Genomic DNA, 16,533 nt, shown 5'->3' with positions numbered 1-16,533 from the left:
AAAAAAACATCTAGTCAATTTATTACATCCATAAACCTTTGAACATATTCATCTTCATAATCAAATATCGCTTTAATATGCTTTCCTTTAATCTCCCAAAACTGAGTATTTGTTTTATTTGAAGCTTCATAAAGCTTCTTCCCCAACTCATAAGGAACCTGTTCATCAGTATCACTATGGATAATGATTACTGGCTTACTTATCTTTTTTATTTCCTTTTCAGCAGGAAAATCATTATTCATTAACAATGGTATCATCCATTTGAAGTTTTCTAAGTTTATTGCTTTGGCATATACTTTTCCTATATCAGGAAACGAATTAAACGTACCCTCTACAATTACTCCAGCTATTTTATCACTGCGCTCTGCTGCATTCATTATAGCAAATGATCCTCCCAATGATTGCCCCCAAATCACTATTGGTTTTTCTGTCATATTCTCATCAACTATGATCTTATCAAATACATACAAAGCATCTTCTTTTAGCATTAATGAATTATCAGCTACTCCAGTAGATCTTCCAAAATTCCTACGTTCGAAACTAAATACTTGAAATCCTTTTTTCGTTAAAATCTCATAATACTTTTGGGATGCCATTAAATGCATACCCTTACCAGAATAATGAATAATAGTAGCTATTGGATCCTGAGTCTTCGGTTTAAAAAGAACTCCATGTAATTGAGTATTCTGATCAATTTCAAAATAGTACTCTGAATGATTCATAGAGGTTTCAAAACTTTCATATTCTAATCCATTGGTGTGATAAATCATTGCATCAGTATATCTAGAAAATCTGATGTATAGTATACTCCCAACTATCAAGAGAACTGTTGCTGCGATAACTATCTTTCCTGCTTTAATAAATGTCTTCATTTGTAATATTTCTAATCGTTTAATGATTCAAATAAACGTGCTATACTACACACAAAAAAAAGAATGTGATGATTACATACTTTCTGTGGTAGAGAAATATTTTTTGTGGTGAAATTTTACTTTTCTGGGGTCAATTCATATGGGATTTTACCTCATCAAAATAAGTTTTAGACACAGGAATGACTTCTTCTATATTATCCAAACGCACTTTACCATTCTGCGCATTACCTTCTAATGAAGAAATATAACTCGGATTAATAATATACGATCTATGGACTCTAATCATACTTTCTAATTGATCAAATACCGAAGAAAGTGTGTTACGCATTACTTTCTTCTTTATCTTTTGATCTTCTTCATAATAAATGTTCACGTAATTATCTTCTGACTTAACATAGATAACTTTTGCTAATACCACCAAAAAAGATTCCTTTTTCAAAGAGCTTTTTAGCAAGACTGCTTTATCAGAATCCTTATTAATTTCTTTTTCACTCTCATTAGTTTTTCCATAGTAGTTTCTTACAAACATAGATACTATAGATAAAATTATTCCAAAACCAAAAAACATTAATCTAAACCAAGTCACAAAAAAATCAAGATAAATATGTTCTGGTTTCTTATTTATAAATAGTTCTGTATAGAAAAAAGCAATAATAATAGCTAATGAAACGTAGAGAAAACTAAATACTAACTCCTCTTTCCATTTCCATGTTTTATTACTAACGTAGTACCAACTTGATGAAAAATAAAGAGCAATATAGACTATCAACGAGATAATACCATATCCTATAAAATAAAGATTCTTATATGGGTTATTAAAATTACCTGCTCCAAAAGGCTGTAAAAAAATTAGTATAAAAACTACCAGAAAACTTAAAATAGTCGCAATCAGTAAATGATCCCTAAAGGACGTAGAATATGGAAAAGACTTATTAAAAAACATAAAAAAATCCCTGTTAGTATATAACAGGGATTAAATATAATAATCTTTAGAATTGTAATAACTAATAAAAATACATTTAGTCAGCTAAAACGATTACTTTGTTATCTTTCATTTCGATAGTTCCAGAATTGATAGAAAGAAGTGTAACTCCATTTTCTTTAGAAAACTTCTCTGCTACTTCTTCTTCTAGATTCATATCTCCATACACTTTCACATTTCCTTTTCCTAATAAAGAAACTATTGGTGCGTGATTATCCAACATCTGAAATTCTCCGTTCACACCTGGCACAGCAACAGAAGTTACCTCGCCACTAAATAAAACTGCTTCTGGAGTTACTATTTCTAAATACATATTTTATAAGTATTGAGTATTGAGTAATTAGCACATAAGGAGAAAAATCACTCTCACTACTTCAGTACTAACTTCTCTATACTAATTTATGCTTCAGCTAACATTTTCTCACCAGCTTCGATAGCTTCTTCGATTGTTCCTTTAAGGTTAAACGCTGCTTCTGGTAAGTGATCTAATTCACCGTCCATAATCATCGTAAATGCCTTAATAGTATCTTTAATATCTACTAAACATCCTGGGATACCTGTAAACTGTTCTGCTACGTGGAATGGCTGAGATAAGAAACGTTGTACACGACGTGCACGTCCTACCGCTAACTTATCTTCTTCAGATAATTCTTCCATACCAAGGATAGCAATAATATCTTGTAATTCTTTATAACGTTGTAAAAGCTCTTTTACTCTTTGTGCACAATTATAGTGTTCATCACCTAATATATCGGCTGTAAGAATTCTTGATGTAGAATCTAATGGATCTACCGCTGGGTAAATACCAAGCTCAGCAATCTTACGAGATAATACGGTTGTTGCATCTAAGTGAGCAAATGTTGTTGCCGGTGCTGGATCCGTTAAATCATCCGCAGGTACATAAACTGCCTGTACAGATGTAATAGATCCTTTCTTAGTAGAAGTAATACGCTCCTGCATCACACCCATCTCTGTAGCTAGTGTTGGCTGATACCCTACCGCTGATGGCATACGACCTAGAAGTGCTGACACCTCAGAACCTGCTTGTGTAAAACGGAAGATGTTATCTACGAAGAAAAGTACATCTTTTCCTTGTCCATCTCCAGCTCCATCACGAAAATATTCTGCTATCGTAAGACCAGAAAGTGCAACACGAGCACGTGCTCCTGGTGGCTCATTCATCTGTCCGAATACGAAAGTAGCTTTAGATTCTTTCATTACTTCTTTATCAACCTTAGAAAGATCCCATCCTCCTTCTTCCATAGAATGCATAAAGTCATCACCATATTTGATAATTCCTGACTCTAACATCTCACGAAGTAAATCATTTCCTTCACGAGTTCTTTCTCCTACTCCAGCGAATACAGAAAGACCACCGTGACCTTTTGCTATATTGTTAATCAACTCTTGGATCAATACTGTTTTACCTACTCCAGCACCTCCAAATAATCCAATTTTACCTCCTTTTGCATAAGGCTCGATAAGATCAATTACTTTAATACCTGTAAATAAAACTTCTGTAGAAGTTGATAAATCTTCAAATTTTGGTGCTTGACGGTGGATAGGAAGACCACTATCTCCTGCTTTAGGAAGATCTCCTAAACCATCAATTGCGTCACCAATTACATTAAATAGACGTCCGTATACATCTCCTCCGATAGGCATCTGAATTGGAGCTCCTGTTCCAACAGCTTCCATTCCTCTGCTTAATCCATCACTGGAATCCATCGCAATAGTACGAACAGTATCTTCACCAATGTGAGACTGAATCTCTAACACCAACTTGGTACCGTCTACTTTATTAATTTCTAACGAATCGTAAATTTTTGGTAATTCAGTACCGGCAGCGAATGCTACGTCTATAACCGGACCTACAATTTGTGATACTTTACCCGTAACTTGAGACATTATATAACTATTTAATGTTTAGTATTTAACTATTTAAAAAGACCCTTTTTCCGAATGTATCGAATACGACCTTTTTTCAGGCTGCAAATATAGGCTTTTAAAATGAATAAAATAGCCTCTTTTATTTTGTTTTTTCAATGTTGAAATCTAAAGTTTATATACCGTCTAAAAAGTATTGATTTTAGTACCGTTTTATTTGATTTTAAAATCATAAAATTGTAATTTTCCTACAAACATAAAGTCTATTTCTAATTTTTTTAAACTATGGAAACATATGCCGAAGCGTTAACTTATGCTATTCCAGGTTTCATAGTTTTAATTTTTATAGAGTATTTAATCGGTAGATGGAAAGGAGTTCAGGTAAACCAATCTATGGACACCATTTCTAGTATTAGTTCTGGTATTACGGATAGTTTAAGAAGTTTAACAGGTCTAGCAGTAATTATTATTAGTTATGATTGGATGGTAGCTCATATTGCATTAATTAAGATCGAATCTTCTCTTTTAGTATATATCTTAACATTTATAGGGTTAGATTTTGTAGGGTATTGGTCTCACCGTTTTAATCACACTATAAATCTATTTTGGAATAGACACATTATACATCATAGTAGTGAAGAATTTAACTTGGCATGTGCGCTTCGTCAAAGTATTTCTGCTATAGTTTCTATTTATTTCTTTCTCTATATACCATTAGCCTTATTAGGCATCCCTGCAAGCGTTGTAGCTCTTGTTGCTCCGATACATTTATTCGCGCAATTTTGGTATCATACTCGCTTAATAAATAAAATGGGCCTTTTAGAACATATCATTGTTACTCCATCACACCATAGAGTTCACCACGCAATAAATGATGAGTATCTTGACAAGAACTATTCTCAAATTTTTATTTTTTGGGATAAGATTTTCGGAACATTTCAAGAAGAGATTCTTGAGAAACCACCGGTATATGGTGTCAAAAAACAAGTAAATACCTGGAATCCGTTTCTAATTAATTTCATACATGTTTGGGGCATACTTAAAGATGCTTGGAGAACTAAAAATACTTTTGATAAAATTAGAATTTGGTATATGCCAACTGGTTGGAGACCAGAAGATGTTAAAGAAAAATATCCTATTAAATTCATTACTGACCCTTATACAAGAGAAAAGTATCAAACAGAGAGCTCATTATTACTAAAAATATGGTCTTGGATACAATTAATAATTACCATAGCGCTACTATATTACTTATTAATAAGCTTTGGTGATCTTGACTTTATAGAAATTATAAACTACGCAATCTTTTTAGTTGTTTCGATATTCGCATATACTTCCTTAATGGACAGAAACATTATTTCTATTTACGTAGAATTTATAAAACTTAGCCTTGGGATATATTTCATTGCTAAACAAGGTAATTGGTTTGGAATTGATGCAATACTATCAGGAATGACAACTATAATATTCATATATATTATTTCATCATTTATAATATCAATTTACTTTCAATTTATCGAAAGAAAGTATGTTACTAGAACAAGTAGACCTACAATGTAAAGAAGCCAATAAAGAAGAATATTTCTTTATTGGCTTTCTATTTAAAACATTTGAATTCTATTGTAACATCGGCGAATAAAACGTAGGATAATCTACCGCTTTTACCATTGGCAAATTAGAACCATAAGTTGCATTAATTGCTTTGATAGTTTCATTCGCAAGGAGAGCATATCCACGAGCTGTAGGATGCACTCCATCTAATGAAAATGCTCCACCAAATACTAGATCATCCTGTATAAGAAAATCATCAAAAGTAATTCCTGTAGAAGCAACTTCTACCAATAAAGCATTAGCATCTACCAATGCTAGTCCTGCTTGTGTCGCAGCAGCAGAAATTGTATTATTAAACCCTGCTGTTGCTATAGCTATCGTCTCTTGTTCTTCTGGAGTCAACACCCATCTATCCGCTAAAGGAATTGCTACTCCATTTACTGTTTGTGGATTTCCAGGAATAGCTTCTGTACCAATAAAAGAAGATGCAGTTAAAACTAATAAATCTTCCGCCGTTGCTTGACGCATATTCGTAAGAGCTGCGTTTATAGACGTTAAATCAGTTAAATCTTCATCTATAATTACAACGGCATTGCCTTCACCTTCACTGAAGGTAATTTTTCTTCTCGCTACTTCAGCTGTTGCTAATTCTAAAGAAGTCATATCTGAGGTAGGAGGAAAAAGAGCACCTAGAGTTGCTGGGTTAGCAGTTAAAAAAGCTAAAGTTGCATCTAATCCACCATTATATGCCCCATAAGCACCAGCACTATTTAAAAAACCAGCAGTTGCCGCATCTAATGGAACTGGATTATGTGGTACTGTTGTAAAATGAGCAATTGATGTCACATCTGGAATATTTGCGATTACACCTTTTGCTCCGCCAGATGTCAAGCTAGCTATCAATGCATTATATGCACCATCAAATGTACCGCTATCTGTAATAGGATCTGTTCCATCCCCTCCACTTAATGCATATCCTAACACATCATTATTTCCGATCCATAAAGAGAAAAACGTAGGGTTTTGATCCATCGCATCTTCTATTACAGATGCATTTGGCTCTGATGCCATACGTACAAAATACGGATTCGCAAGTGGTGGGTTTAAAGCTAAACCAGCTGCATTACCATATCCATTAGCTAATAAATGAAAACTTTTAGCCCCAGGAACTCCCATATTGTTAAAGCTCGAACCAAGATTTGTTGTAGCCTCTGTTCCTGGCGTTTCTGGTGTAAAGTCTAACATATCAGGAACAATCCCCAAAGGATAAGGTCCAGAACCAAAGTCATCATCTGGATTAACATCACTATAAAAATATAATCTAGGTCCAAAACTACCATTCGCCATTGGCATACCACCAAAAAGAAAGCCACCAATATTATCACTCATTAAAGGTTGGGTAAATGTTCCTCCTCCTACCAACGCAAATTGTTGCGCCAGAATATTGGGCATAGAATTTTCTTGTGCCTCAATAAATAAAGCTCCATCTGTAAAGCCAGCAGTCAAGGAGTTTCCTAGTGCAATATAGGTAGAAAAATCGGCTGTTCCAGAAGTCAGTACCACTTCTTCTGTGGTTGCAGAATCATCATCTGATTCGCAAGCTATAATCCCAAAAACTATTAAGATTAATAACCATTTATATTGAATATTCATAATCTATTATTTCTTAAAATCGTTTATATTATTTTACAAATTATTTATAGATACCCCGATATAATATTGAGATCCAATAAATCCAGTACCAAAAGCAGTAAAGTACTCGTCTCCTAGGATATTGGTAGCACCTCCTTTTATTGTTGCTTTTAATTTAGGAATAGTATAATTAATTTGTGCATTCACAACATTAAAAGACGGAACATCTCCGTCACCAAAAGAAGCTTCCCAGAAATAAGAATCACTCCAAGTCCAACTAGTATTGAATCCAAAATTTTTAAATAATCTCGTATTACCAAAAGATGCCTTTACTTTATGTTCTGGAGTATTAAAATTTGTTCTAAAATCAGGATCTTCATTTTCATCAAAATCTTGCTTTGTAAATGTATAATTAACACCTATATCAAAATTACCAAATACCTTAGTATCGACTCCAATGGTTCCTCCAAATGACTTAATATCTACATCAGAATTAGTGTACGCCTGATATACCTCTGTATCGCCATTTTGTAGAGCCGCAAGAGATAATGTTCCATCTCCTACCTCTCCATAAAGAGGAACTAAGACATTCTCTGTAGAAATAAAATCAGTGTAAAGGTTGTAATAACCACTTAAATCAATTATAAACTTATCAATCTTACCTCGGTATCCAAGCTCTACCGCAACAACTTTTTCAGGCTCTACTAAATCAACATTTGAAACTGTAGGAGTGCCTGCTAACACAGAGTTTAAAGAAAATGAATTCTCATAAGCTTGCCTTCCAACTACGTCTGCAGTGCTACTTCCAGTTAATAACTGACCATCACCACTTAGATCAAAAGTTCTAACATCTCTATCCAAGTTTTCCGAAGCAGATCCTACAAGAATTGCTCTCCCAACATTAAGTCCTATAAACAAATCCTGCGTTGTTGGATTTCTAAAGCCAGTTTGCGCAGATAGACGAATATTATGATTTCTATCAGCACCAGCAGTATATCCTAAAGATAATCTTGGAGAAAAGTTTCCGTCGAATAGTTCGGATTTATCATATCTTATTGATCCTGTTATTTTTAATCTATCATCAATTAACTTCTTTTGGATCTGTGTATAAACTCCAAATTCCGAATAACGAATTGGACCATCGAAATCGGTAAATATAGTACCTGCAGAATTCAACTTATACTCTCTAAATGACCCTCCTACTTGAATGTCTGCAAAGCTCTTTGTAATATGACTAAAATTGTAATTAACGTCTACATGTCTCAATTGACTCTCATCCTGAAATTTAGATCCTGTAGCAAGATCAGGGTCTGTAGTCACTGTATTAAATGCACTTTCAAATTCTGGTGTTCCCGGTAATAATCTTCCTGTGTCTGCCGTTTGTCTAGCGATTAAATGCGCTTGTTCTGGCAACTGACCAGCAAGAGTTGCTTGGGCAAATGCCCCCGCATATTCTCCAAACCAAGTTAAGTCATCTTTCCATAGTCTATTTATATTAATTCCTGTAAATCTAGAATCATAGGAATCTCCTGCATCTTCATCTGTAATATATCCTCTAATAAAAAAGTTATCATTTTTGATCTCTAATTTATGTTGTTGTAAGAAAAAATTACGAATAGAGTACCTGTTTGCTCCTTGGTAAATCGTCGTTCCCCGACCAACTTTTCCTAAATAAATAATTTCGAAATCATCTGCAAAAGGACGATAATGTAAAGCCGCATCAAACTTGATACTTTCCGCGTTGTAATTATTTAGATCACTTTCTAAATAACCAGTTCTACTTACTTCTTCATTAGGTAATAAATTCTCTGCTCCAGCTGGTAACACTCCAAGATTTACTAAAGCCACACCAACTCCTCTGATATTAGTACTTACTTCATCTCCATAAACATTAAGCCCATCATAATTAGGATCTAATCTAGTACCTGTAATATTATCATCCGACACACTTACTTCACTCGTTGCAAACCAATCTGTACCTCTTAAGTACGAGAAATTAGCTTTTGCAGCAAACTTATCAGAAAATGCGTGCGCAATTCTAATTCCATAATCATAATACTCGTTATCCCCTGAAGCATCTTGAGAAGTAATACCTCCTTTAAAATATGCACTTATTCCTTGATGATCAAAAGGATTTTTACTGGTCATAAACAATATTCCATTAAAAGCGTTCGCTCCATATAATGCAGAAGATGCCCCAGGAAGTAATTCTATACTATTTACATCCAATTCTGTCATCCCTAATAGATTACCAAGAACAAAATTTAATGCAGGAGCAGAATTATCCATTCCATCTACCAACTGCACAAACCTAGTATTAGCAAAATCCGCAAATCCCCTAGTATTTACAGATTTAAACGTCAGACTATTAGTATTAATATCAACACCTTTTAAATTCTCTAAACCGTCATAAAAATCAGCAGCTGGTGTAGTTTTTATTTTCTTAATACCAAAACGCTCTACGCTCACTGGAGATTCAAACACTCTTTCGGGTGTTCTAGAAGCAGAGATAATAACTTCATCTAATTCTGTTCCTTCTTTTAAAGTAATCGTTAAATCATTTGAGCTAGATGTAATATCTACATTTATAGACTCAAAACCAACACTACTTACTATAATAGTAAAAGGAGGGGTTTCCTCCAGTGTTAATGTAAATAATCCATCAAAATCGGTAACAGTACCTACAGAAGCCCCTTGTAAAGCAATGTTCGCTCCAGGAATTGGTTGATTATTATCATCAACGACCTTTCCACTAATTGTTGTTTGTGCAGTAGAAATAATGCCTAAAAAAAGCATTATCACTAACGTAATTGTCCTCATATCCTAAATTAGTTTTTATGTTATGACAACAATATACGTTTTTTTGTCAATTCTTTAAAAAAAAGTTAAAATCATGTGTTTTTCATAAACTTAATACTCATATTTTGATTATTTCATTATTTGTTTCTTTAATAATTGATTTTCAAATAAAATAACATCATTAAATAGTGCTCAATTATTTAATGATGTTATTTTGTTTTTATCCATAAAAAAGCCTGTCTTAAAATCAAGACAGGCTTCCTAATAATCTTATTTTTAATTAACAAACAACTGATTTACAGATGCTTTATCAAAAGTCAATTACATTATTATCACTAATGTATTCATTTGAACTAGAAATTATTAATTGTCAATCCAAAGTAATATAGTGAACCAATTGGAGCAGTTCCCACCGCAGTAAAATACTCACTACCTCCTATATTAGTTCCACCAAGCTTAAGAGTAGTTTTTAATGATGGTATTCTATAATTAACCTGCGCATCAAAAACAGTAAATGATGGAACATCACCTACAGCAAATGCAGATTCCCAAACATACTCTTCACTCCATTTAACAGCTGTATTGAAACCAAAATTTCTAAATAAATTATCATGTCCGAAATTTAATTTCACCTTATGCTCAGGTGTGTTAAAATTCGTTCTAAAACCTGGATCTTCATTTTGATCAAAATCTTGTTTAGCATAGGTATAACTTGCACCTAAATCAAAATCTCCAAATACTTTAGCACTAACACCTAATACAGCACCATAAGAGTTAATATCTACATCAGAATTAGTAATCGCTTGAAAACCTGCGAAGTTTCCTGTTCCGATTGCTCCTTCAGCTTCTGGAGTACCTACGTCCCCAGCTAAAGGGCTAACTACATCAATTGTAGAAATAAAATCTTCATACATATTATAGTAACCACTTAGATCTAATAAAAATTTACCAAAATCCGCTCTATATCCTATTTCAATAGCTGTTACTCTTTCTGGCTGTACAATATCTGGATTAGCGATTTCTAAATCTGCAGTTCCACCAGACCTGATAAATGCTTCTACAGATTCTGCGGTATACGAATTTTCATAAGCTGCACGACCTGTTATCGCCGTACCATTTATTGTCCTTGTAAAACGATCTAAATTATCCGGTGCAGAACCTACAATTGCTCCCTCACCAATATCAAGTCCCAAATATAAATCCTGAGTAGTTGGATTTCTAAAACCTGTTTGGATAGAAGCACGAAGATTACGATTTCTATTCTTACCAAGCGTATATCCTATTGAAAATCTTGGAGAGAAGTTACCATCAAATAATTGTGACTTATCATAACGAACCGACCCTGTTAACTTTAATCTATCGTCTAATAATTTTTTCTGAATTTGTGAATACACACCAATTTCTGAGTAGTTAATTGCTCCATCAAAATCAGTATAAAACGTACCAGCAGAGTTTAAGGAATACTCTCTAAACGATCCTCCAACTTGGATATCAGCAAAATTATTTGTGATATGACCTAAATTATAATTAGCATCTACATGTCTTAACTCCGTTTTAGATTTAAATCTTGATCCCGTTTGAAAATCTGGAGTACTAGTTACTTCATTAAAAGCACTTTCAAAACCAACTGAGCCAGGTTCTAATCGATCTCTATCTGCAAAAGCTCTTGCAGCTTGATGTCTTTCCTGATCCGTACCCACTGCCGTTGCAAATGTAGTCGCGTACTCTCCGAACCAATCTTCATCGCTTTTCCAGCTTCTGTTAATATTAATACCAGTAAATCTTAAATCGTAAGTATCTCCAGCATCTTCTGCAGAAATATATCCTCTTACAAAGAAGTTATCATTTCTTACCTCTAATTTATGTTGCTGAAAAAAGAAATCTTTTAAAGAAAACCTGTTTGAATCTTGAAAAATCGTTTGTCCTTTTCCTAATTTACCTGCATAAATAATCTCAAAATCATCATTAAAAGGTTTGTAATGAACCGCTCCGTCAAACTTAATACTTTCAGCGTTGTAATCAGTAAGATCAGATTCATTATATCCAGTTCTGGTAACAACTCCTGCTCCAGGAAGAAGTGCTCTTACCTCATCACCATATACATTTAATCCATTATAAGCAGGATCTAATTCTCTACTTAATCCCGGGTTTTCTATATTATCTCGACTTACTGCAAACCAATCTGTACCATTTAAATATGAAAAGTTTGCCTTAGCTGCAAAATTATCTGTAAAAGCATGAGCTACTCTTACACCTACATCATAAAATTCATTATTACCCGCAGCATCCTGAGATGTAATACCTCCTTTAGCATAAGCACTAATACCTTGCTTCTCGAAAGGACTTTTACTAGTCATAAATAAAATACCGTTAAAGGCATTCGCTCCATATAATGCAGAAGAGGCTCCAGGAAGAAGCTCGACATTTTCCACATCCAACTCATTCATTCCGATAAGGTTTCCTAATGCGAAATTTAACGATGGAGAAGTATTATCCATTCCATCAATTAATTGAACAAAACGAGTATTCGTAAAAGAAGCAAAACCTCTGGTATTAATAGACTTAAAAGTTAAACTATTTGTATTTACATCTACTCCTTTTAAATTCTCCAAACCATCATAGAAATCAACAGATGGTGTGTTTTTAATTTCTTTAACACCAAATCTTTCAATACTTACTGGTGATTCAAATAAACGTTCTGGTGCTCTGGAAGCCGATATTACTATCAAATCAAGAACGTTACCTTCCGTTAGAACTATAACCACTTCTTCTGATTCTGAAGTTACCTCTACAGAACTAGCTTCATATCCAATACTACTTGCTATAATTGTAAAAGGTGGTTTTTTTGTTACTTTTAACGTAAAAAGGCCGTCAAAATCTGTAACTGTTCCTATTGCATCTCCTTTCAACGAGATATTGGCTCCTGGAATTGGTTGATTAAATTCATCAACTACTCTACCGCTAATTGCAGTTTGAGCATTACTAATAACGCATGTAAATAGCGCTATTATAAAAGTAATTTTTTTCATAAATAGGTTATTTTTAAGGCTTAAGTTTGTTGGGGCAACTTAAATTTGTAAAAACGAAATCTTTATAATTTCGGCCGCGAAACTACTAAAAAAAGTTGTCAAATAACAATTTTTGCATTAGTTTTTATCGATTAAATGCAAAAAAGTACGATATATCGTACTTTTTTGCATTTAAAATATGTATTTCGTCTATTTACATCTACTACTCTACGGTTACAGATTTTGCCAAATTTCTTGGCTGATCTACATTCTTATCCAACATAACTGCAATATGATATGACAATAATTGAAGTGGTATTGTAGTCAGTAAGGGAGTCAAAAACTCAATAGTTTCTGGTATCTCAATTACATGATCCGCAAGTCCTTTTACAGTCTCATCACCCTCAGTTACGATTCCAATAATCTTTCCTTTTCTAGATTTAATTTCTTGAATATTACTAACAACCTTATCATAATGCCCTTTTTTAGTTGCAATCACTACCACTGGCATCTGCTCATCAATTAATGCTATAGGACCGTGTTTCATTTCTGCAGCAGGATATCCCTCTGCGTGGATATATGAAATTTCTTTTAATTTCAAAGCACCTTCTAAAGCTACTGGAAAATTATATCCTCTTCCTAAATACAAGAAATTCTTAGCGTCTTTGTACGTATCTGCAATTAATTTTATATGTTCATTGGACTCTAAAGCAATCTTTACTTTTTCTGGAACGCGCTCTAACTCCTGAAGATAATAATGGAAGTCACTATTAGAAATAGTTCCTTTTCTTTCTGCTAATTTTAGCGCAATTAAAGAAAGTACGGTAATCTGAGTGGTAAATGCTTTTGTGGAAGCAACACCTATCTCAGGTCCTGCATGAGTATATGCACCTGCATGGGTCTCTCTAGAAATAGAAGATCCTACCACATTACAAACTCCAAAAACAAAAGCCCCTCTTTCTTTGGCTAATTTAATAGCAGCCATAGTATCAGCTGTTTCTCCACTTTGGGATATTGCTATAACAACATCATCTTGATGGATTACTGGATTTCTATATCTAAACTCAGAAGCGTATTCTACCTCCACTGGAATTCGTACTAACTCTTCGAAAATATATTCCGCTACAAGACCAGCATGCCATGAGGTTCCGCATGCAATGATAATAATACGTTTGGCATTTAATAATTTAGCCAAATTATCATCAATTCCTGCCATTTTAATAATCCCTTCAGCAACTCTTATCCTACCTCTATATGTGTCGCTAATTGCACTTGGTTGCTCATAAATCTCTTTAAGCATAAAATGATCGTAACCACCTTTTTCAATTTGCTCTAAATTAATTTGCAACTCCTGAAGATAAGGATCAACTAGACTATCATCCTTTATTTTTCTTACTTTTATACCTTTTTTTCTACGAACTATTGCCATCTCGCCATCTTCAAGATATATAGCATTGTTTGTATACTCTATAAATGGGGATGCATCCGATGCAATGAAAAACTCATCTTCTCCAACTCCTATAGCTAAGGGACTTCCTAATCTAGCCACAACAATTTCGTCTGGTTTTCTTTTATCAAAAACAGCAATTGCATACGCCCCCACTGTTTGGTTTAAAGCAATCTGAACTGCTTTTCCTAATTTTACACCCTCTTTAGTTTTTACATCTTCTATCAGGTTTACTAATACTTCTGTATCTGTTTCTGATGTAAAAGTATATCCTCTATTTATTAATTCCTTTCTAAGAGATTCATAATTTTCAATAATACCATTATGAATGATTACCAAATCACCAGAATTGGAATAATGCGGATGAGAATTCACATCATTTGGCACTCCATGAGTAGCCCATCTTGTATGGCCAATACCAACACTCCCATTAGTAGAAATTTCGTCCACTAATCTTTCTTCCAGATCAGCAACTTTACCTTTGGTTTTAGATAATTTAATATCCTCTCCATCGTACAGAGCGATTCCTGCTGAATCGTACCCTCTATATTCTAATCTCTTTAATCCTTTTAACACAATTGGATAAGCCTCCCTATGACCTATATACCCTACTATTCCACACATGGTTTAATTTTTTTGTCAGTTAATTACTTATTGATTCTGTATAAAAAATATCAAGCTTTAAACGCTTTTCTTCTGGAACATTGGTTCCATTTCCATAAAGAATTGTTCCTTCATGGGATATTATAGATGAAAAGGGGATAATTTCATCTTCAGTATTCGTGGGGGTAAATCCTTCGGCATTTGCCGTAATATTAACATTTTGAGAAACTGACAATCCTAATTTAACATTATCATCACCTTCATTTAAAACATCAATTATATGTCTTGTTAATCTAATTTTATAAAACTCACCATTTTCGTCGCTATCTCTGGAAATAACTCCTAAATGTTCTGTAACGGAAATAATAGGCTCGGCTTGGTTAGAAGTTGGATCAGCTTGATAATCAATAAGAACCGTTCCTGTATCCAAATTGAAAATATAAATCCTTTCCGGCTCTGCATCTCCCGAAGCTACTTCATCTTGATTTATATAAAATTTAATACTTGCTTCATTAATCAACCAATCCTGTCTTCTTAAAAAATCTAACTCATTTTCTAACTCTCCGTTTTCATTAGTTACGGTACCAGAAAACAAATCTATAATAGCGTATGATCCTTCTCCTCCTTTAAGATATAAATTCTCTTCCCCATTGATCTCATCTTGATCAGCTAACTCATCTTCAATAGTAGTATTAAAATCTGTATTAATACCATTAACTATATTATTAGAAAAGTTCAACGCTAACTCTCCTGTATCTTTTACTAAATCCGTTGTATCGTCATCCTCGTCTTCATCTAAAGTATCAACTTTATCAAAAGAATAATGAAGTGTAATATTTGCATCAGCTATATCAAAAAACACAAGACTTCCGTCGAGACTATTTAATTCTGCCTTAAAATAAACACCTCTAAAATAATTATTAAAATTATTCACATTACTTAACTCAATACTACCCTCCATATCCAAAAATACAGTAGTAAAATAATCTATAAGCTCTTGATTACCCACTCTAGCATTACTTGGATTTAGCTCTGTCGCCTCTAAGGCAGCTGCATCAGAAATCAATACTTGTCTTAATGCTGGTATTGTAGTACTTACTTGAGGATCTGTATCCTCATCTGTATCGTTATCCTCTGTAAGAAGCGAAACTTCATTTTCATCTGGTCTGAAATCATTAATTTCAAACAACAATCTACCCTCTACGGTTGGCCCAAAATTTTCTCTTATATCATTAGAATAATATACTTGTCTTTGTTCCGATCCTTCTTCTAAATCAAAATCTCTTAGAAAATATTCAGACCTATAAAGTGATAAATTCACAGTTCCTGATCCATAAATAGAATCAACTTCAAATGTATTCGTTACTTCTCCATCATCATCTGTAACTGTCTCTACTAACTCACTAAAATAAGGCAGTCTAAGTACTACACTATCTAAAACTGCATTATCTCCAAAAGTAGGACTTACTCTAGCAGGCAATACCTGTGATAACACATTGTATGTAGATTGTCCGTATATAGGATCATTGTAAACACCTAGTAAATAGTTAGGCAAACCACTGGTTTGTACTCTTTCGAATCTCTTACTGTAGGCTACAGGAACCGCATTATACTCATTATCCTCGAAGTTCACATCTCCAATCACCTCACTTCCAACCGAATTAAAATCATCGTCACAAGATACAATAGTAAAAATAACAGTTACTATAACTGTTATTTTGATCAATACATTTTTCAAATTCATAATAGTTC

10 protein-coding genes are annotated in these 16,533 nt (G+C 33.7%); 1 reads left to right on the top strand and 9 read right to left on the bottom strand.

Annotated features, from left to right (window positions below; all coding sequences use genetic code 11):
• Positions 1-14 precede the first annotated feature (14 nt).
• The 4 genes from J8L88_RS02465 to atpD all read right to left on the bottom strand — a co-directional run bounded on the left by J8L88_RS02465 (position 15) and on the right by atpD (position 3,762).
• Positions 15-872 carry an alpha/beta hydrolase gene (locus J8L88_RS02465; protein WP_211059847.1) on the bottom strand — a complete coding sequence of 286 codons (858 nt, stop codon included), beginning with the start codon at positions 870-872 and terminating at the stop codon, positions 15-17.
• 130 nt (positions 873-1,002) lie between these two features.
• Positions 1,003-1,815 (bottom strand): LytTR family DNA-binding domain-containing protein, encoded by an 813-nt coding sequence (locus J8L88_RS02460; RefSeq protein WP_211059846.1) that lies wholly within the window; start codon positions 1,813-1,815, stop codon positions 1,003-1,005.
• 76 nt (positions 1,816-1,891) lie between these two features.
• Positions 1,892-2,167, bottom strand: a complete 276-nt coding sequence (locus J8L88_RS02455; protein WP_027394768.1) for a F0F1 ATP synthase subunit epsilon — start codon at positions 2,165-2,167, stop codon at positions 1,892-1,894.
• Positions 2,168-2,253: 86 nt separating this feature from the next.
• Complete coding sequence (gene atpD, locus J8L88_RS02450; RefSeq protein WP_027394767.1) at positions 2,254-3,762, bottom strand: F0F1 ATP synthase subunit beta; 1,509 nt, start codon at positions 3,760-3,762, stop codon at positions 2,254-2,256.
• A gap of 264 nt (positions 3,763-4,026) precedes the next feature.
• Between atpD and J8L88_RS02445 the strand changes: the two genes are divergently transcribed.
• Positions 4,027-5,301 (top strand): sterol desaturase family protein, encoded by a 1,275-nt coding sequence (locus J8L88_RS02445; RefSeq protein WP_211059845.1) that lies wholly within the window; start codon positions 4,027-4,029, stop codon positions 5,299-5,301.
• Positions 5,302-5,358: 57 nt separating this feature from the next.
• Here the strand turns inward: J8L88_RS02445 and J8L88_RS02440 are convergent, their stop codons facing one another.
• From J8L88_RS02440 to J8L88_RS02420, 5 genes are all read right to left on the bottom strand, one after another.
• Positions 5,359-6,945 carry a G-D-S-L family lipolytic protein gene (locus tag J8L88_RS02440; protein ID WP_211059844.1) on the bottom strand — a complete coding sequence of 529 codons (1,587 nt, stop codon included), beginning with the start codon at positions 6,943-6,945 and terminating at the stop codon, positions 5,359-5,361.
• A 33-nt stretch (positions 6,946-6,978) separates the two neighbouring features.
• Complete coding sequence (locus J8L88_RS02435) at positions 6,979-9,744, bottom strand: TonB-dependent receptor domain-containing protein (protein WP_027394764.1); 2,766 nt, start codon at positions 9,742-9,744, stop codon at positions 6,979-6,981.
• A 332-nt stretch (positions 9,745-10,076) separates the two neighbouring features.
• Complete coding sequence (locus tag J8L88_RS02430) at positions 10,077-12,752, bottom strand: TonB-dependent receptor (RefSeq protein WP_211059843.1); 2,676 nt, start codon at positions 12,750-12,752, stop codon at positions 10,077-10,079.
• 202 nt (positions 12,753-12,954) lie between these two features.
• Positions 12,955-14,802, bottom strand: a complete 1,848-nt coding sequence (glmS, locus tag J8L88_RS02425) for a glutamine--fructose-6-phosphate transaminase (isomerizing) (RefSeq protein WP_211059842.1) — start codon at positions 14,800-14,802, stop codon at positions 12,955-12,957.
• Positions 14,803-14,821: 19 nt separating this feature from the next.
• Positions 14,822-16,525 carry a DUF4270 domain-containing protein gene (locus J8L88_RS02420; protein ID WP_211059841.1) on the bottom strand — a complete coding sequence of 568 codons (1,704 nt, stop codon included), beginning with the start codon at positions 16,523-16,525 and terminating at the stop codon, positions 14,822-14,824.
• Positions 16,526-16,533: the final 8 nt, after the last annotated feature.

The sequence above is a fragment of the Aquimarina sp. MMG015 genome (assembly GCF_018100855.1).
Lineage (GTDB): Bacteria > Bacteroidota > Bacteroidia > Flavobacteriales > Flavobacteriaceae > Aquimarina > Aquimarina latercula.
The sequence above is the reverse complement of the archived record's forward strand: the minus strand, read 5'-3'. Positions and strand labels throughout refer to the sequence as shown.